Origin of the sequence: Paenibacillus sp. 1001270B_150601_E10 (assembly GCF_015558675.1) — a bacterium.
Taxonomy (GTDB): Bacteria; Bacillota; Bacilli; order Paenibacillales; family Paenibacillaceae; genus Paenibacillus_B.
Map to the genome: position 1 here is coordinate 352,019 of NZ_JADMOL010000001.1, position 19,431 is coordinate 371,449.

Genomic DNA, 19,431 nt, shown 5'->3' on the forward strand with positions numbered 1-19,431 from the left:
AATAGAGGTTAATCATCCCTAGTTTGCAGGAAATCTGCCTATAGACAGAATCCGTTTCTATTTTGAAAAATAAATGATTAGAACAATGCTAGCTGACGCATCGCTTCCTTCACTTTATCCTTATTTAGCATGAATTCACGCTCAAGCGGAGGACTGATCGGCATTGCTGGGACATCCGGACCGCACAAACGCATAATGGGTGCATCCAGATCAAAAAGCAGTTCCTCAGCGATAATCGCCGAAACTTCTGCCCCTACGCCGCCTGTCTTATTATCTTCATGGATAATAAGCACCTTCCCCGTCTTCTGAGCTGCCTCTAGAATCGCAGTACGATCTAGCGGCTGAATGGTACGCAGGTCAAGAATATGAGCGCTGATCCCCTCTTGAGCCAGCTCTTCAGCAGCTTCAAGTGCAAAGTGAAGCGGAAGGCTATAGCCGATGACTGTAATGTCAGTTCCCTCACGAAGCACATTTGCCTCACCAATCGGCACGATATAGTCGGTCTCCGGCACTTCACCAGATACCATGCGGTAGCACTTCTTATTTTCGAAGAAGATGACTGGATCCGGATCGCGAACCGCCGCTTTAAGCAGCCCTTTCGCATCGTAAGGCGTATAAGGCGCTACAATCTTCAATCCTGGTGTTCCAAAAAAGACTGATTCCGCACATTGGGAATGATACAATCCGCCAAAGATGCCGCCGCCAATTGGAGCACGGATTACAACTGGACAGCTCCAATCGTTGTTGGATCGATAGCGGATCTTCGCTGCCTCACTGATGATTTGGTTCGTTGCTGGATACATGAAGTCCGAGTATTGCATCTCTGCGATCGGCTTCATGCCGACCATAGCGGCACCGATTGCGACACCTGCAATCGCGGATTCCGCAAGCGGCGTATCCAGGGCACGCTCTTCGCCAAACTGCTCATAAAGGCCCTTGGTGGTCGTAAATACGCCACCCTTCACGCCGACATCCTCTCCAAGAACGAATACTTCATCGTCTCGTTCCATCTCTTCCTTCATCGCTAATCGGATCGCATCAATGTATTCCATTTTCGCCATCAGAAATTATACCTCCCCCGTCTCGGCATAGACATGCGTATAGGTCTCGCTTGGATGCGGGAAAGGCGCTTGCTCTGCATAGCGCGTAGCCTCGTTCAATTCCGCTTGGAGCTCCTTAATCAATGCCTCATCCTGTTCCTCGGACCATATGCCACACTCGATAAGGTACTGCTTATATTTTGGCAATCCGTCCTTCTGACGGTGCTCTTCAACCTCTTCCTTCGTGCGGTATACCATATCATTGTCGGAAGTAGAGTGCGGAGACAAACGATACATCATGGCCTCGATAAGAGTCGGACCCTCGCCAGCAACGGCTCTTTCTCTCGCTTCTTTAACAACGCGGTATACCTCTAATGGATCGGTCCCATCGACGCGATAGCCTGGGAAGCCGTAGCCAAGCGCGCGATCCGCGATGCGTCCCGCCGACTGCTTCGCAAACGGCACGGAGATCGCATATTGGTTGTTCTCGCACATAATAATCACAGGCAGCTTATGAACTCCGGCAAAGTTGCAGCCTTCATGGAAATCGCCCTGATTGCTGGAGCCTTCGCCAAAGGTTACATAGGATACGATGTCTTGCTTCCGCATCTTTGCGGCAAGGGCAATACCAACCGCATGAGGAACCTGTGTGGTTACCGGGCTTGAAGCTGTAACAATCCGATGGCGCTTCGAGCCAAAGTGTCCTGGCATTTGACGGCCACCGCTGGAGACGTCCTCGGCTTTAGCAAAGTTTGCGAGCAGAAGATCTTTGAACGTCAGCCCCACTGATAATACAAATCCGTAATCACGATAATATGGCAAATAATAGTCTCGTTCACGGTCCAATGCGAATGCCGCCGCTACCTGTGCAGTTTCCTGCCCGATTCCAGATACGTGGAACGAGATCTTGCCTGAGCGCTGAAGCAGCATCCCACGTTCATCATACTTGCGCGCCATCAGCATCATTCGATACATCTCTAGTGCTTGCTCATCTGACAACCCAAGCTGTACATGCCGGGATACTTCTGTAGCAGAAGATTTAGGTGTCATGGAGTAGCCTCCTTTTATAAAAAGCCTATTCGCTTTGTAGTCATGATACATTTGATACCTGGTACTAATACTTGAACCTAAATGTATTATACTCTTAGCCGGCCAAAAAGAAAACGACCTATCTAAGGAAGGGGTTTACATCACCAGTGATTTCCCATCTACCGCAAGCATAACCTCGCTCATGATCTCGGAAAGGGTAGGATGAGCATGAATAACTTGTCCAAGCTCCCATGGAGAGGCATTCAGCAGCTTAGCAAGAGAAGCTTCCCCGATTAACTCCGTTGCATGCGGTCCGATAATATGCACGCCTAACACATCCTCGGTATGCTGATCGATAACCACTTTCACAAATCCGTCCGTGTCCCCTTCGACTAACGCTTTGCCAATCGCACTAAATGGAATCTTGCTTACCGTAACATCATAGCCTTCCTTGCGAGCCTCTTCTTCCGTGTAACCGATAGAGGCCGCCTCTGGCTTTGAATAGATGCACTTTGGAATCATTTTATCAGAGACATGAACACCGCTCTCTCCACGCATGTGCTTAACTGCAGCAATTCCCTCTGCAGAAGCTGCGTGAGCAAGCTGAAGGCCGCCTATGCAGTCGCCAATTGCATAAATGTGAGGTTCATGCGTCTGCAAAGATTCATTCACTTGAATCGTACCGCGATCGATACGAACGTTTGTATTCTCTAAACCAAGCTGCTCCACATTGCCAATACGCCCAATCGAAACGAGCACCCGATCAGCCGTAAGCGTCACAGGTTCTCCCTCTTTGCCGATAATGAGATGAACGCCTTTTTCATCCTTTAAGACGGCCTCGGATTCAACAGCAGCGCTTGTGTGAATCCGGATGCCTTTTTTCGTAAGCAATCGCGTCATTTCCTTAGAGATGTCAGCATCCTCTAGTGGCAGAATCCGAGGACCCGCTTCAATCAAATCAACTTCAACGCCAAAATCATGAAGAAGAGAAGCCCATTCTATACCAATGACACCGCCGCCAATAATCGCAACGCTCTCTGGCAGGCTTGTCCATTCCAACGCTTCATCGCTCGTTGCAATACGGTCCCCATCTGGCTCGAGCCCCGGCAAGAGGCGAGGACGAGACCCCGTAGCGATAATAAGATGCTTGGGAACGACCGTAATCACTTCGTCATCCGCCAGCTCTACAGCAACAGACCCGCTCTTTGGTGAAAAGATGGACGGGCCCATTACACGCCCATTACCATGAATAACCTCTATGTTATGCTTCTTCATCAAGTATTGAACACCTCGATGAAGCTGATCGACCACAGCTTGCTTTCTTGCTTGAACTGCTTTAAAGTCAACTTTGACTCCTTCAATATGTATACCGAATGATTCGCTCGTCTTCGCTTGAGCGACGATCTCTGCACTGCGCAGGAGAGATTTGCTTGGGATGCAGCCTCGGTGCAGACAAGTGCCTCCTAAGCGATCACGCTCGATGACGACAACGCTGTAACCAAACTGAGCTGCTGCAATTGCAGCGATATAACCGCCCGTTCCTCCTCCTAAAATAGCCACATCGACTTGCTTTGTCATCTATCAGTCACTCCTATTCCAACTTCATTTATGATTGTAATACCGTTTCTATTAAGCTCTTTTATTACATGTATGCACAGCTACTATTGTATTGTACATTCTTTTTGGACTCGCGCCAAACCTATCCATAAAGAATAAAGATTTTGGCAGCGCATCAGGAAATATTCGACATATACTGCCTTTCAGGTTAAACTAATAATTGGAATTATTTTATCCAAATAGAGGGATTCTTTTATGAAAACAACCTTGTCACGATTTATTGCCGTTCTGCTGCTTGTCATTCCAGGTTTTATGGCTACTGCCGGCTTTCTGATGATGAAAGATGCGATTTTTTTCTATATCGCAGACCATGGCAATGATCATGTCATCAATCCGGCCTTTGAATGGCTTACGTTTATAGGTGGATTGCTGTTATTTGCTATTGGTGCAGGTTTCATCGGCGGTTGGGTCTTTTTTAGAGATCGCAAGCGGAACTACGTTGCCCCTCGGTTTCGGAAAAAGAGGCCGCGCCCCGAGCGCCCTATACGTCGAGTGAATGACCAATCTTAACCAAATTCCATATTATAGCCAATAGGTAATGGAATCAGTAAATATTTATTTTCAGGATTAATAAAAAACAACAAGAAGCACCTCATGTTGAGTGTGCTTCTTGTTTTATCTTCCGGGATAATGATGTAATTTCTTCGTTGTTTTTAACGGTTTGCGACGATTAGAGCGGTTGTGCTTCCGCTTCGGATCCCTACCGGATTTACGCTCAGCCTCTTCAACAGCCGCTGTCTCTTCAGCTGCCGTTATATCTGGAACGATGGCAGCGTCCTCAAGCGCTTCAAAAAGACCTAGACCTTGATCAATTTCTTGATTGAACAGCATCTCCGGCGTCAATCCAAGCTTCGTAAAGTCACCGCCGAGAATGACCTGTACACTCTTACTGCGGCTAACAATTACTGATTCAATAATAAGCCACTCATACAGCAGGGCCGCGATCAGGGCCGTTTTCTGTACCGTCAGCGGACGTCTTCGCGGAGGCATGCAATGCCTCGGTGGTGGTGGAGGTTGATTTGCTGATCTGGTGTCAGATGCTGCCTCCTTTTCTTTCCCTCGATCTGCTGCTTGCGGCTCGAGACCTGACAAAGTTGGAACCTGCCACAAATCCTCAAGATGAAATGCTTTTGGGTCCACGTGAGGTTGGCTCGGAACATGCGAATCCCTCGACCTCATTCACAGTCCCCCTTTTTATAAACGGGTCATCTCATGCCGTATTCATTACCATGAATTATTGTCTTTTACAGTATAGTCACAAGTCTTGAAATTGGTGAGGAAACTTCCAAATTACCGCCTTATTCACCCATAGCTTTCGGTTTGTCCCCCATGCCATCCTTCTTGATGTCCTCTATGGATATGATGTTGCGTGTTCCACTTACCCGCTCATAGAACAAGATTTTGTTTCCTCTGAACAACTGGATGATAAAGTATAGGCCCAAGATTCCAACATATGCAGCTTGTACGAGAAACAAGGCAACAATAGCATAGGGTGGAAGCTCACCATTATTCGAGATCCACCCAATCAGCACAAACATTCCGTACACACCATAATAGAGTAATCCATATCGCTTAAAGAGGTCGATAAATGTAATCTCCTGCTCTTCGCCTTCTCTGCGATCAGCGACGACATGAATGCGAGTAATCCACTTACCTAGTGTGCGCCCTCCCGATACGGTCGGAATGACCATAAAGTAGATGAGAATCACAACCACAAAGCAAATCGTCCGAATAAATTTTTCTTCCAATGAACCAAGTTCTGTGGATTGGTTCAGCACTAGTGTGCTTACACCGACAACTGATGACAGTATGGGGATAAACATATTGACGATTATATTGTCAAAAACAAAGGCGATCCCTCGACGGATATAGCCTACTGTCATTTTGTCTAATTCTACATTGGCATCAAGCTGGTCGGTCTTAGGGAGAAACGCAACCAGGATCGGGGTTATCCAATATCCGATCGTTCCGCCCAACGTGTTAAGCAACAGATCGTCCACATCAAATAAGCGGTATGGACATTGATAGATCCCGTACAACCCTGTTAATTGAGTAATCTCAAAGAACAAGGACACCAAAAAAGACAATGCAATGGTGGTCCCTAATCCGCGTCTAAAATAATATCGTAGGTAAACCCCGACTGGAACCGTGAGAAAAACGTTAAAGAGAGCCTGCAGGAAGGCCCGCTCTTTGAAAAGATGAATAAAGGATGTCGGACTGCTGAAGGAGACCTGGGTTTCTCTTAATGTGTCCCGAACAAAGGTGAACGGCTTTAACTGCATATATTGCGTGATCGCTTCGCGCGCCGCACCATTATGAATGGATGTCGGCAGCGGCAGAATGACGAGATAATAAGCCGAGATGCCGTACAGCAGCATTGAATAAAGAATAAATGCGCGATATTTGTTCACATAGCCATATTTCCTGTACTGGATAATGAGAAACGGCAAGGTTAGAAAAAAAGCTGCAATTGGAAACGTAATTAGTGCAGTTTTGATTGGAAATAAATACTCATTCATTGTAAAAAACCTACTTTCATGCAGCATCAAGATGTTTTTAGCTTGTCCACGCCCTCTCATGCCAAACAAGCAAAATCGTGACGAAACTGTCTTTTGTTTCACCTTTTGGGCTTCATCATTGTAACTCAATATTTGACGTTAACAAGCATAAAGCAAGCGAAGTCGGAAAAATGTCAATTTTTTTCTTACTTTTGCACGGTGAAATTATATACGAAAAGGACTTTCCCCGAGGAAAGTCCTTTTTTGTTCTTATAATTCGGGTTCTTGATTCATAAATGGCAAATCATATGTATCTCCGATCAAAAGAAAAAAGGTGCCGTCCTCAAGCGGAATTCGAAATCCGGCTTCATTTTTCCTTCACATAAGAAACCCTTATCGAATTCTTTTCTTGTTCATAAGACTCATGATCATCCATGAACCCCTTCAAACCGCTGTCGAGTGATTCGTTACATGCGATAATCACAAATAAAATAACCCTCGGCTCCAATGACGCCGAGGGTAGTATCAATTCTATATGATGGCTGACAGCTCACATGATCACAACATAAATCATGAAGCAAGTACATTTAACATCTCCTCGGCGCAAGGTCCTTTTCCATGTCAGGCTTCCTTCACCGGACTGGTTATACGGGATAAGTGGTGAAGATTAATCGTCATTCCTACGATGAGTAAAATGATCGAAAGAGGCTTTATCCTTCAAGTTGAAAATTAAGAATATTCAACGATAGAAGGTCTGTCTCACGGACTGATTCAATCATGGAAGCCGTGCGCATTACATTTCCAGAAGGACACGAATGTTTGAGCAGTAGACTTCAATGACTGAGACCTGTTATCCCGTGCTCACTCTTGAGGCAAGCGAAGAAGAGCTGTATGGACCCGCTTCATTCCAAGCAAAGCAGGTTAATGATTATTAGGATACTTTATGCTCAATTCTCAGCTTGTCAGCAACCATCGCAATGAACTCAGAGTTGGTTGGTTTCGACTTGCTGATATTGATGGTGTAGCCAAAAAGTCGGCTAATGCTGTCGATGTTGCCGCGCGTCCATGCGACTTCAATTGCGTGTCGAATCGCACGCTCTACGCGAGAAGGCGTCGTCTTATACTTTTCTGCGATCGCAGGATACAAGGTCTTCGTAATGGATCCAAGGATTTCGATATTGTTGTACACCATCGTAATGGCCTCACGCAAATACTGATAACCTTTGATATGCGCAGGAACGCCAATTTCGTGAATGATCGAAGTAATATTAGCATCCAAATTTTTCGTTTTTGCCATAGGTACGACATTAGACTTGATCACGCTGCTCGACATGAAGCTGTTAGAACCGCTGCTTGTCGTTTGAACAATACCAGATCCAGCAAGTTGACGGATGCGATTAGCCAATACTTCCATATCGAAAGGTTTCAATATGTAGTAAGACGCACCAAGCTGCACAGCACGCTGAGTAATGCTTTCCTGACCGAATGCTGTCAGCATAATGATCTTAGGTTGAGGGGACAAATCCATCTGACGAAGGCGCTCCAATACGCCGAGTCCATCGAGATGCGGCATGATAATGTCTAAAATCAATACATCAGGAATCGAATCAGCTTGCTCCAGGAACTGCAGCACTTCTTCACCGTTATAAGCAATGCCAGCCACGGCCATATCTTCTTGTTCGGTCAAGAAATCCGATAACAGGTTTGTAAATTCTCGGTTGTCGTCCGCTAATAATACCTCAATCTTTTGCACTTAGGATCCTCCCTTAAACAAGTTTCGCAATACGTCATGAAAGATACATGCTGAATTGCTCATTTTCGTTCTCAGATCATGTTATTCGACACCACGAATAAAAATCCTTCTGTCGAATTCATTTTATAGGATTTTTTTCTTTATTTTTTTGAATAAAAAGATTATAATAATTAATTTGTTTAAAAATCTACATCATTCTTACCATTTCGTTTCTTTTCGACAAATACGAAAGGTTCACGCGTAAGCTGTGAACCTTCCCTTGTTGCTGCCACTCTGTATCCGACAATACAATCCCCGCATCCTGGAGCATCCACTCAATAAAGCAGCCGTAACCAGAACTTGGATTATTTACGAATACATGTGTAACCGCACCGATTAATTTATTGTCTTGAATAATTGGACTTCCGGACATACCCTGAACAATGCCGCCTGTCTTCTCTAAAAGTCTTGGGTCTGTAACGCGGATGACCATCCCCTTAGTCGCGGGAGCCGATTGCTTCGTAACATGAACGATCTCGATCTTGAACCGTTCCACCTGCTGACCGTTTACGACTGTCAGAATCTCTGCAGGTCCTGTTTTAACTTCTTCATTAAATCCAATGGAGATTGGTTTTATAAACAAGCTGTGGTCAGGATTAGCCGTCATCTTGCCGAAAATGCCAAAAGGAGTATTTCGCTCCACATTGCCAAGCACACGGCTCTCCTTGACGAAGTTCGCACGCTTTTCACCTGGCTCGCCATTTTGGCTCTTGGAGATCGATGTTACATTCGATTGCACAATTTCGCCCTTGCCGACAACGATAGGGGTCTGGGTATCCATATCAGTGATAACATGGCCTAGCGCTCCATATACTCCTTGATCAGGCGCATAAAAGGTAAGGGTCCCTACACCTGCTGCGGAGTCACGAATATATAAGCCGAGCCTCCAAAGCTTATCTTCAACATCATAGGCAGGCTTCAGCTTCGTATTGATTTCTTGCTTGCCGCGCTTAACCGTTAGATCGAGCAGTTGATTGGATTCCCCTGCTGTCTTTACAATATCAGCGACTTTGGATACATCTTGAATCTTCTGTCCATTCATACGGATAATAAGATCACCAAGCTGAATGCCAGCCGTTTCACCTGGAGAGATCTTCTCGTTCTCTCCACTTTTCACCAGATGATGTCCAACGACAAGAATACCGTCAGACTTCACCTTTACACCAATGGTCTGCCCACCAGGAATGACTTTGAGATCGGGCACAACATTGACCTTAAGCGTCTTAAGCGGAATACGATGAAATAGCTTCAGCTTAAGCTCAGCCTGTCCCACTCTCTTGGAAGTGAGGGAAATGAGGCTGTTAGGCATTACATCAAGCGAGGCGGTCTTCGCACCGTTCACTTGCAGAATGTCTGGATTGTCTACCTTGGCACTTGCCATGACAGGCATCCCCAGACGCAATTGCTTCTGCTCTCCTTCAAATAATCGCAACTTGCTTGGTAAAGCAGCATAAGTGCGGAATGGCGTCGTTGTGCAGCCAATGATAATCATCATGACAAGCACAAGTCCTAACAGTCGTTTCAAGTTGGGGTTCAAAGGTGATTCACTCCTTTGCTGTGAGGCTCTACGACCGAAGGGGCACCGCCCTCAAATCGTAACTTTAAGGTAACCTTGACCCCCATGTTTTATAAGTGAAAATGATTCCTCAATCCCTTGATTTACGCACCTTTCTGACGTTCAGCCAGCTTAAGCATTTCCTGAGCATGATGGATGGTTTTTTCCGTCACCTCTACCCCGCCAAGCATGCGTGCAAGCTCCTGCACGCGACCTGCTTCATTAAGCTCTGATACCTGAGTTGACGTGCGTTCATCATGGACATGCTTCTCGATGTAATACTGATGGTCTGCCATACAAGCAACCTGCGGCAAGTGAGTAATCGCAAATACTTGTCCATTTACAGCCACTTCAGACAGCTTCTCGGCAATGGCCTGAGCAGCGCGGCCGCTTACACCCGTATCCACCTCATCGAAGATGATTACCGGGATCCGGTCAACCTCGGCAAAGATGGTCTTCAAAGCGAGCATGATTCGAGACAGTTCTCCACCCGAAGCAATCTTGTGCAGTGGACGAAGAGGCTCACCTGGGTTTGGCGATATTAAAAACTCAACATCATCAAAGCCCTGCTTGGTGAATCTGGTTTCGATGCCGTCAATCTCAACTCCATTCGCCTCTTGCAGTCGATCAATGCGGATGCCGAGTCTTGTGCGCTCCATTTGAAGATCTTTAAGCACCTGTTCTATTTTCGCGGTCAATTCATCTGCTAAGCTTCTTCTAAGATTGGACAGCGCAGTTGCATGCTTAGTCAGCCGAACAAGCTGTTCTGCTTCCTGCTGCTCCAGCTTATGAATAAGATCATCCTTATTCTCAAGCTTCTCAACTTCTGTCTGTATATGTTCCAAATGAGCAAGCATATCCTCAATTGTCGAACCATACTTGCGCTTTAATGAAGTGATCATATCCAGTCGATCCTCGATTTCAGCGAGCCGTTCTGGATTGAACTCAATTTGCTCCCGATAATCACGCAATTGATAAGCAGCATCCTCAAGCTGATAAAAAGCATTATTCAGCTGTTCTACAATGGGCTGGAATTTCTCTGGATCGACGTTCACGATCTGTTCCATTCGATCAACCGCAATCGTAACTGCCTCCATTGCGCCATTTCCATACAACTTCGCATATGCCCCATTAACATGCTCCATTAATTTCTCAGCATTGGATAGTTTGCGCTTCTCTTCCGTTAACCATTCATCTTCGTCAGGCTTTAGCTGTGCGGATGATAACTCATCGATTTGGAAACGATATAGATCAAGCATTTGATAAGTCTGTTGACTCGTTTGCTTTAACTGCTCCACTTCACGGCGAATATCCATGTAGCGGTTATACTCAGTGCGGTAATCACGCTTTACTTGCAACAAAACGTCACCACCATAGGCATCAAGCCAGTTCAAGTGTTTATCGACGCGAAGCAGAGATTGGTGCTCATGCTGACCATGAATGTTAATCAGCATCTCCCCAACCTCTCGAAGCATCGTAAGATTGACCATCTGACCATTCAGGCGGCATGCGCTCTTACCTTGAGCCGTAAGTTCTCTGCGAATGATCAGCATCTCATCCCGAGTTGCTGTAAGTCCGAGCCGCTCAATCGTATCCCATACGGGGTGATCCTGATCGAGATCAAAGGAAGCCTCAACCTCTGCCTTATCACAGCCATAACGAACAAAGTCCGAGGAGCCTCTTGCTCCTGCTACTAGACTAAGGGCATCAATAATAATGGATTTGCCGGCCCCAGTTTCCCCTGTAAGAACATGAAAGCCTTGATGAAACTGTAAATGTACAGACTCAATTACTGCTAGTTGTCTTATCGTAAGTGCTGCTAGCATTCGAGCGCCTCCCCTCCCAATCGATTAGGACATGTAACTCATCACTTGATCGATGACTTGCTTTGTTTTCTCTTTTGAGCGACAAATCATCAAGATGGTATCGTCTCCGCAAACGGTTCCCAGAATATCATTCCATTCTAATGAATCCATGTTGACAGCTATCGCATTAGCGGTTCCTGGCAAGCATTTGATCACGACCTGATTCTCTGCACTGTCAATGCTGACAAATCCATCAAGCAGCGCACGCTTAAGCTTCTGCGCAGGGTTAAATCGCTGGTCAATCGGCAGGGAATACTTATATCTGCCGTTGTTCATCGGAACCTTAATCAGATGAAGCTCCTTCATATCGCGTGATACCGTCGCTTGCGTGACATGGTAGCCCGCTTTGCGAAGAGCATCGACTAGCTCATCTTGCGTTTCTATGTCATTGTTCATAATAATTTCTTTTATCTTAATATGCCTTTGTCCCTTCATATGGACCCTCCAAGTTCATTTTTCGTAAGTTGTTATGCCTATTCTACACGATCTTAGACTGCAACTGCTATCACACTGATGCTTATTCGCTTGAAGTAGTAGGTTCTCCTACTTCCATACGAATCAAACGTACGCTGCGTTCCGCAACGTTAACAACAATCACTCCATCCGCATCTGGAAAAGCATGAAAGTACGGGAGCCACTGCTTCCTTATTCCTGCTGCATTCCAATCAAGCTGCATACGCTCGCGAGCGATACGCACGACATACCAGCGTTCCTCCTGTTGGGCAACAAGGTCTACCCAAAGTCTACTCGGCACTTCCTCTGTCTCATCGATGAGAAAAGTAAACGGAACATAAAACTTTCCGCCTACAATCTCATAGCCATGCTTCTCAAGCAAGCTCTCTACTTCATCATCGTGAACAAAATGTTCAGACAAATACAGCTGCTCCAGCGGCTCCTCTCGGTAGAGGGACCTGTAGCCAAGAACAATCGCCCACATGACCACAGCGACGATGATTATGACCAGTACAATTACCTCGTTAAACATGGATTACCCAACACCTGCCCTTGTTAGGAATGGTAGGAACTATCGCTTTACGCCAAAAGAAACCCACCCAAAGGAGTGAGTTTCTTCGTAGCTGCTTAACTGTCGTACTTATGAAGACACAGAACGAAACGTCCGATTCGCTTCTGTAACAATCTCATCAATCCTATCTCTGGATACGTAGGCTGCTTGCTGCTCTGGTTGTGAGGCGTCCTCAGGCAATACTCGCCAATAGGCTAGAAACTCAATATTTCCCTCTCCACCCGTAATCGGAGAGAAGGTTAAACCTTCAAGCTCAAAGCCCATATCTGCGGCAAAGTCTAGGATATCTCGCAGCACAGATATGTGTGTGCTAGGGTCTTTTACGACTCCTGTCTTACCAACCTTGTCTCTTCCCGCTTCAAATTGCGGCTTTATCAAAGCGATTACCGTTCCCGGCTTGTCAATGATCGCTTTCAACGGAGGAAGGATTAATTTTAATGAAATAAAGGATACATCAATGGTTGCCATATTAGGCGTAGGCCCATCCAAATGCTCGCGCTCCACATAACGGAAGTTCGTGCGTTCCATTACTTTGACACGTTCATCATTCCGGAGCGACCAGTCGAGCTGGTTGTAGCCAACATCGATTGCATATACAAGCTGCGCTCCGCTCTGCAAGGCACAATCGGTAAAGCCTCCTGTGGAGGAGCCAATATCCATCATGATGATTCCATCCATATCCAGATTAAATGTCCGAATTGCCTTTTCAAGCTTCAAGCCGCCTCTACCTACATAAGGGTGAAGGGCTCCTTTGACTTGGATGTTAGCGGTTCGTGGAACCTTCATTCCAGGCTTTTCTATTCTTTCTCCATCTGCAAGGACAAGTCCTGCCATGATCGAAGCTTTCGCCTTCTCTCTGCTTTCAAAGAAAGCTTGCTCCACGAGTAGGACATCAATGCGTTCTTTCGAAGTTGCCATGCTTAAACTCCTGTCTATATTAGGCTCGACTTAACCGGTTATCTCCACGAGAATACAGTAAAGTGCGCATCTCTTCAACAAGATGCTCAGCCGTCAATCCAGCTTCAGTACGCTGTTCCTTGATGCTACCATGCTCAACAAAGTAATCAGGAACACCGATTGGATATACCATTTGGTTAAAGATATGATGGGTCGCATAAAATTCTAACACGGCACTGCCCAGTCCACCAGCAAGAGACGCTTCCTCAAGAACGATCATAGGAAGGTGCTCCTTGGCAAGCTGCATCAGCATGTCTTCATCAAGAGGCTTAATATATCTAGCATTAATAACTCGAATATGAAGTCCTTCACGCTTCAGAATCTCGCTAGCTTCTTCAGCGACTTGGATCATCGGACCGATTGCCAGTATCGCAGCAGTATCGCCCTTGCGAACTATATCCCATTTTCCGATCGGAATCGGTGCCAGATCCTCATCGATTTGTACACCGACCCCGTTAATCCGAGGATAGCGCACAGCAATTGGTCCCGCATTATAATCTACAGCTGTCTTCATCATGCGGCGGAGTTCATTCTCATCCTTTGGCATCATCATAACCATATTTGGAATATGGCGCATGAACGCGATGTCATAAACCCCCTGATGCGTTTCTCCATCAGGTCCTACAAACCCCGCACGATCAATCGCAAAAATCACATTTGCATCCTGTCGGCAAATATCATGAACTACTTGATCATATGCTCGCTGCAAGAAGGTGGAGTATACCGCAAAGATCGGCTTCATCCCTTCCATTGCAAGCGCTGCACACATTGTAGCGGCATGCTGTTCTGCAATGCCGACGTCAATCATTCGGCCTGGGAACTTCTCAGCAAACTTAAGAAGTCCAGACCCGCCCGGCATCGCAGGCGTTACGGCAACAATGCGCTCATCCTGACTCGCAAGCTCCATCAAGACATTGCCGAATACTTCCGTATACATCGGATTGCCTACTGCCTTTAACACCTGTCCCGATTCAATTTTGTAAGGCGTAATGCCATGCCACTTGTGAGAATCCGCTTCTGCAGGAGAATAGCCTTTGCCCTTTGTCGTAATGACATGTACGAGTACAGGTCCCTCAACGCGGTCTGCTTGCTCGAAAGTCTCAAGCAGCTTCGGAATATCGTGGCCGTCAACAGGTCCTAGATACGTGAATCCGAACTCCTCGAAAAGCATGCCTTGTACGACTAAGTATTTGAAACCATCCTTCACACGTTCAGCCGTCTTCGCAAGCTTGCCGCCAATTGCCGGAATCTTCTTCAATAGCTGCTCGAGCTCTTCCTTGGCCTTTACATAGGTACGGTCAGAGCGGATCTTCGATAAATAATTGTGCATCGCACCGACATTAGGAGCAATCGACATCTCATTATCATTAAGAACCACCATTAGCTTGCTCTTCTCATGGCCGATGTGATTTAGCGCCTCCAGCGCCATACCACCTGTCAAAGCACCGTCTCCAATAATCGCAACGACCTTGTTGTCATCACCTTTTAAATCTCTCGCAAGCGCCATTCCCATCGCCGCAGACAAGGAGGTGCTGCTGTGTCCAGCTTCCCAGACATCATGCTCGCTCTCCGAGCGCTTGATGAATCCGCATAGTCCTTGATATTGGCGTAACGTATGGAATCGGTCCTTACGACCGGTTAATATCTTATGAACATAAGCTTGATGCCCGACATCGAATAAAAACTTATCAGCGGGGCTGTTATACATATAGTGAAGGGCAATGGTAAGCTCGACAACACCTAAGTTTGGCGCTAAATGGCCACCTGTTGAAGATAATTGTTCGATCAAGAATTGTCGAATTTCTTGAGCAAGCGTTGGCAGTTGCTCTACCTTAAGCCGCTTCAAATCACATGGTTGATTTATCTGTTCGAGCAGCACGGGAATTCCCTCGCTTTCCTCATTCGGTCTATAACCTAAACGATAAGGATCAAACCACGGGGTCATTCGTTATCATGACTGGTTTGATCATTCCATTCTACATAGGCAATATTATAACATAGTTTGCAAAAAATCACGCTCTACGCTTAGCGATCGCGATTCATTAAATAATCAGCAAGCTCAAGCAGGCGCTTAGGCTGCGGGAGGTCCGCTTCCAGAATTGCATCTTTGGCTTCGCGCGTAAGACGTTCAACCTCCTGCTTAGAGGCTTGAAGGCCGATAAAGTAAGGATAGGTAACCTTGCCGCTCTTCTCGTCGCTTCCCTTCGGCTTGCCGATAACCGTTTCGTCTCCTACGATATCAAGAATATCATCTTGGATCTGGAAAGCTAAGCCTAAATTGCGCCCAAACGCCGTGAGCGCCTCAAGCTGCTTCTCAGAAGCCCCTCCAATCATTCCGCCTGCGCGTAGAGCGAATATAATCAAATCACTCGTCTTATGGAGATGGATATACTCAAGCTGCTCGATCGAGGTAAGACCTTGTTCACCTTGCATATCTGCCATTTGACCGCCTACCATTCCGCGCATTCCTGCGAACATGGCTAACTCGGCCGTGATCTTGAGGATAACTTCCGCAGATGCACTTGATAAGAGGCCTGCCTGCGTCACACTGTAAAAAGCATGCGTTAGCAAAGCATCGCCCGCCAGAATGGCCGTTGCTTCCCCGTATACTTTATGATTCGTCGGCCTGCCCCGGCGATAATCGTCATTGTCCATAGCAGGGAGATCGTCGTGTATTAAGGAGTATGTATGGATCATCTCCACCGCGCAAGCGACACTCATTGCCGCCTCACGAGTACCCATGCAGCTCTCACAAGCAGCGAGCACAAAGATCGGACGTAGACGCTTTCCACCAGCCATTAGCGAATAGAGCATCGCTTCTTTTAGCGGTGCTGGAATGTACCATGATTCAGGAAAAGACTGAGGCAAAGCTGCCTCAATCTCTGACTTTAGCTCCTCGAGATATGTCTCTAGGGACCTATCATGCATCCTGATCACCTGCTTCCACATGAAAAGGCTCCTGAACCCACTCGCCTTCCTGCTCGGTAAGCATTTCGATCTTCCGTTCAACTTGGCTGAGCTTTGTATTGCATGCTTTTGAAAGCAGCATGCCTTCTTGGAACAATTCAATCGCTTGCTCAAGAGGAACGTCCCCGTTCTCAAGCTGTTCTACAATGCGTTCCAAGCGCTCCATAGCCGCCTCAAATGATAATTGTTGAATCTCGGTTGGCTCATGACTCATCCTCGTCTCTCCCTTTCATCGACCATACTTGGCAATCCAGTTGTCCGTCCTCTACTTGTACGTGGACGATATCTCCCAGCTCAACTTGCGATAAGCTGCGGATAAGCTTCGTATCCGATTCATCGTATACAAGGCTGTATCCTCTAGACATCACTTTCAAAGGGCTTAGTGCATCTAATTGCTTCATCATACTATAAAGCTCCATGCTGTTTTTCTTAAGATGACCAGCCATAATCGAGCGAAGCTCTTTCGTATTATTGTCAAGCTTGTTCCGCGCAAGCTTTGTTTGATGATGAGGAGATTGCTCCTTTAGGCGTGAGAGGAGCTGATGATGATCTCGTGACGCTCTCTCTACTATGGTTTGACTCCTTAATCGCAATCTTTCCCTCAATCGTCCGAGACGATCTTGGTGAAGTTGAATGCTTTGCTTGGGCTTTCGCAGCACACTCGCCTGCTGAACACGCAGCAGTCGCTCCTGCTGAACTGCAATCAACCTGTCCATTGCACGGCCCATTCGTCGTCCAAGATGCTCGAGATGCTGCCTAATATCATCCTGATGCGGTACTGCCAACTCTGCAGCGGCAGTCGGTGTCGGAGCTCGCAGATCCGCAACAAAATCAGCAATCGTAAAATCCGTTTCATGACCAACTGCAGAAATGACCGGAATGCTGGAGCCAACGATCGCTCTTGCTACCAATTCCTCGTTAAAGGCCCATAGCTCCTCTAATGAACCACCGCCACGGCCAGTAATAATGACATCGACCTGTCCATGCTGATTCAGCAGCTCGATTGCACTTGCAATGCTTTTGGGAGCCTGCTTTCCCTGCACAAGAACAGGTACAAGCAGCACAGGGACTGAGGGCTGGCGGCGCTGCAAGGTTGTTAAAATATCTCGAACCGCAGCTCCTGTAGGCGAAGTAATGACCCCAATCGCCTTTGGAAAGGCTGGAATCATTCGTTTTCGTTCCTGCATGAACAAGCCTTCTTCGTCGAGCTTCCGCTTTAGCTGCTCATAAGCAAGAAACAGGCTTCCGATCCCGTCAGGCTGCATCTGCTGTGCATAGAATTGATACTGTCCGTCACGTTCAAATACCGTAACATGGCCCCGAGCAATCACACGCATGCCTTCCTTGGGACGAAAGGCAAGCTTCTGATTGCTCGAAGCAAACATAATGGCTCGTATTCGGCTGTCCGTATCCTTTAAGGTAAAATACATATGTCCGCTGGAATGATGGGTGAAGTTCGAAATCTCGCCTCGCAGCCATACATCCTGCAGTAGATTGTCCCCGTCCATCTTCATCCGGATATAACGATTCAAGTCTTTAACTGAAATGATCCGGTCCTCACCCGTACGTGCCATTAGATCCTCCCCTATTACGCTTCAATCTGATGAATTCGTTTCGCTGCTCGAAGCGTGTTATGCATAAGCATCGTGATCGTCATAGGGCCAACACCACCTGGTACCGGTGTAATGGCGCTGCTAATAGGCTGTACGGATTCGAAATCAACATCTCCAGCCAACTTCCCATTATCAAGACGATTGATACCTACATCCACTACAACTGCCCCTGGCTTCACGAAGGATGCATCAATAAAGTTTGCCTTGCCGATTGCAGCTACAATGATGTCTGCCTGCTTCGTAAGCTCCTTCATATTGCTTGTCCGAGAATGGCACATCGTAACAGTGGCATTCTCACGCTGCAGCAATAAGGATACTGGCTTACCTACAATATTGCTCCGGCCAATAACGACAGCATGCTTACCTGCAATCTCAATGTTATAGCGTTTCAAGATCTCAATAACCCCTGCCGGTGTACATGGAAGCAGGGAGTCATCTCCGATAACCATATTCCCTACATTCACGGGATGGAAGCCATCTACATCCTTATGGACCGCAATTGCATCGATAATCGCTTTTTCTTCTATGTGCCCTGGAAGAGGCAATTGCACGAGAATACCATGAATCGTCGCTTGTTCATTCAACGTGTGAATGAGATCAAGCAGTTGATCCTGAGTCGTATCAACAGGCAGTCGATGGACCTCAGAATAATATCCAAGCTCCAGGCAAGCCTTATGCTTGTTGCGCACGTATACCTGAGAAGCCGGGTCTTCACCAACAAGTACAACAGCAAGCCCTGGTTGAATGTTCTGCTCCTTTAAGCGTTCAACCTCCTGCTTAATCTCTTCACGAATCGTTTGAGAAACCTCTTTACCGCTTAACAATGAACCTGACATATTCAGATCTCCCCCCATGTATATGTTATAAGCTCATCCTTATCGCCTACGTGATGCGCTTCATGCTGCCATAGATTCCTCGAAGAATGTGAGGATGAGGTATAAACGAACGCTAAGCCCATGTATTCATTTCGAATCTTATTGATCGCTATCCTCTTTGAGAGCGGACGTTGTTGCCTCTTGGCTTGTCCCAGCAGCATCAAGCTCACGAAGCATTTGCCCAAGAACACCATTTACAAATTTACCCGACTCTTCTGTACCAAAATGCTTCGCCAAAATCACCGCCTCATTTACGGCTACCTTAGGCGGAACATCTTCACGATACAGGAGCTCATAGGCTGCGAACCGCAGGATCTGACGATCGACTCGAGACAGTCGGTCTACCTGCCAGTTTTTTAAATATTGACTCAAGCGTTCGTCGATCTCCACTCGTTGTTCCCATGTCTTACGAACCCATGATACTACATGATCAAACATCGCCGTCGCTTCACGCTCATGCACGCTGCTGATCTCACTTTCCTCTTGTTTCGCTTCATCCATGACCATACCTACTGCCTGTTCAGGATTAACGCCGTTCATTTCCATTTGATACAAGCTTTGAATGGCCATTTCTCTAGCGATACGTCTTTTCATTGTTG

General features: G+C 46.6%; 18 protein-coding genes. 1 reads left to right on the plus strand and 17 read right to left on the minus strand.

Annotated elements, in window-relative coordinates; translation table 11 throughout:
* Window positions 1-77 precede the first annotated feature (77 nt).
* The 3 genes from I2H74_RS01780 to lpdA form a co-directional block, all read right to left on the minus strand.
* Window positions 78-1,061, minus strand: coding sequence for an alpha-ketoacid dehydrogenase subunit beta (locus tag I2H74_RS01780; protein ID WP_195571120.1), 984 nt, complete (start codon window positions 1,059-1,061; stop codon window positions 78-80).
* Between the two features lie 6 nt (window positions 1,062-1,067).
* Window positions 1,068-2,090, minus strand: coding sequence for a thiamine pyrophosphate-dependent dehydrogenase E1 component subunit alpha (locus I2H74_RS01785; protein WP_195571122.1), 1,023 nt, complete (start codon window positions 2,088-2,090; stop codon window positions 1,068-1,070).
* A 135-nt stretch (window positions 2,091-2,225) separates the two neighbouring features.
* Window positions 2,226-3,647 (minus strand): dihydrolipoyl dehydrogenase, encoded by a 1,422-nt coding sequence (gene lpdA, locus I2H74_RS01790; RefSeq protein ID WP_195571124.1) that lies wholly within the window; start codon window positions 3,645-3,647, stop codon window positions 2,226-2,228.
* Between the two features lie 234 nt (window positions 3,648-3,881).
* Here lpdA and I2H74_RS01795 point away from each other — a divergent pair, with 234 nt between their 5' ends.
* The gene (locus tag I2H74_RS01795) at window positions 3,882-4,196 is read left to right on the plus strand and encodes a DUF2627 domain-containing protein (protein WP_195571126.1); all 315 of its coding nucleotides are present in this window, start codon (window positions 3,882-3,884) and stop codon (window positions 4,194-4,196) included.
* A 105-nt stretch (window positions 4,197-4,301) separates the two neighbouring features.
* Here I2H74_RS01795 and I2H74_RS01800 read toward each other — a convergent pair whose 3' ends face one another.
* From I2H74_RS01800 to nusB, 14 genes are all read right to left on the minus strand, one after another.
* A complete protein-coding gene (locus I2H74_RS01800; RefSeq protein WP_229106286.1) occupies window positions 4,302-4,865 on the minus strand; it encodes a hypothetical protein in 564 nt (187 codons plus the stop codon).
* A gap of 119 nt (window positions 4,866-4,984) precedes the next feature.
* Complete coding sequence (locus I2H74_RS01805; protein ID WP_195571129.1) at window positions 4,985-6,205, minus strand: VanZ family protein; 1,221 nt, start codon at window positions 6,203-6,205, stop codon at window positions 4,985-4,987.
* A 910-nt stretch (window positions 6,206-7,115) separates the two neighbouring features.
* On the minus strand, window positions 7,116-7,937 hold the full coding sequence (gene spo0A / locus I2H74_RS01810; protein WP_195571131.1) for a sporulation transcription factor Spo0A: 822 nt from the start codon (window positions 7,935-7,937) through the stop codon (window positions 7,116-7,118).
* A gap of 187 nt (window positions 7,938-8,124) precedes the next feature.
* The gene (spoIVB, locus tag I2H74_RS01815) at window positions 8,125-9,513 is read right to left on the minus strand and encodes a SpoIVB peptidase (protein WP_195571133.1); all 1,389 of its coding nucleotides are present in this window, start codon (window positions 9,511-9,513) and stop codon (window positions 8,125-8,127) included.
* A gap of 122 nt (window positions 9,514-9,635) precedes the next feature.
* On the minus strand, window positions 9,636-11,357 hold the full coding sequence (gene recN, locus I2H74_RS01820; RefSeq protein WP_195571135.1) for a DNA repair protein RecN: 1,722 nt from the start codon (window positions 11,355-11,357) through the stop codon (window positions 9,636-9,638).
* A gap of 24 nt (window positions 11,358-11,381) precedes the next feature.
* Window positions 11,382-11,831, minus strand: coding sequence for a transcriptional regulator AhrC/ArgR (ahrC, locus tag I2H74_RS01825; RefSeq protein WP_195571137.1), 450 nt, complete (start codon window positions 11,829-11,831; stop codon window positions 11,382-11,384).
* Between the two features lie 82 nt (window positions 11,832-11,913).
* Window positions 11,914-12,381 (minus strand): DNA-binding protein, encoded by a 468-nt coding sequence (locus I2H74_RS01830; RefSeq protein ID WP_195571138.1) that lies wholly within the window; start codon window positions 12,379-12,381, stop codon window positions 11,914-11,916.
* Between the two features lie 108 nt (window positions 12,382-12,489).
* Window positions 12,490-13,338, minus strand: a complete 849-nt coding sequence (locus I2H74_RS01835; protein ID WP_195571140.1) for a TlyA family RNA methyltransferase — start codon at window positions 13,336-13,338, stop codon at window positions 12,490-12,492.
* A 19-nt stretch (window positions 13,339-13,357) separates the two neighbouring features.
* Window positions 13,358-15,256, minus strand: a complete 1,899-nt coding sequence (gene dxs, locus I2H74_RS01840; RefSeq protein WP_195572096.1) for a 1-deoxy-D-xylulose-5-phosphate synthase — start codon at window positions 15,254-15,256, stop codon at window positions 13,358-13,360.
* A gap of 146 nt (window positions 15,257-15,402) precedes the next feature.
* A complete protein-coding gene (locus I2H74_RS01845) occupies window positions 15,403-16,305 on the minus strand; it encodes a polyprenyl synthetase family protein (RefSeq protein ID WP_195571142.1) in 903 nt (300 codons plus the stop codon).
* Window positions 16,298-16,558 carry an exodeoxyribonuclease VII small subunit gene (gene xseB, locus I2H74_RS01850; protein ID WP_195571144.1) on the minus strand — a complete coding sequence of 87 codons (261 nt, stop codon included), beginning with the start codon at window positions 16,556-16,558 and terminating at the stop codon, window positions 16,298-16,300. The genes I2H74_RS01845 and xseB overlap by 8 nt, the downstream gene beginning before the upstream one ends.
* Window positions 16,548-17,918, minus strand: coding sequence for an exodeoxyribonuclease VII large subunit (gene xseA, locus I2H74_RS01855; protein WP_195571146.1), 1,371 nt, complete (start codon window positions 17,916-17,918; stop codon window positions 16,548-16,550). Before xseA ends, xseB begins: the two co-directional genes overlap by 11 nt.
* A gap of 14 nt (window positions 17,919-17,932) precedes the next feature.
* Window positions 17,933-18,793 carry a bifunctional methylenetetrahydrofolate dehydrogenase/methenyltetrahydrofolate cyclohydrolase FolD gene (folD, locus tag I2H74_RS01860; RefSeq protein ID WP_195571148.1) on the minus strand — a complete coding sequence of 287 codons (861 nt, stop codon included), beginning with the start codon at window positions 18,791-18,793 and terminating at the stop codon, window positions 17,933-17,935.
* Between the two features lie 138 nt (window positions 18,794-18,931).
* Window positions 18,932-19,426 (minus strand): transcription antitermination factor NusB, encoded by a 495-nt coding sequence (gene nusB, locus I2H74_RS01865; RefSeq protein WP_195571150.1) that lies wholly within the window; start codon window positions 19,424-19,426, stop codon window positions 18,932-18,934.
* Window positions 19,427-19,431 lie beyond the last annotated feature (5 nt).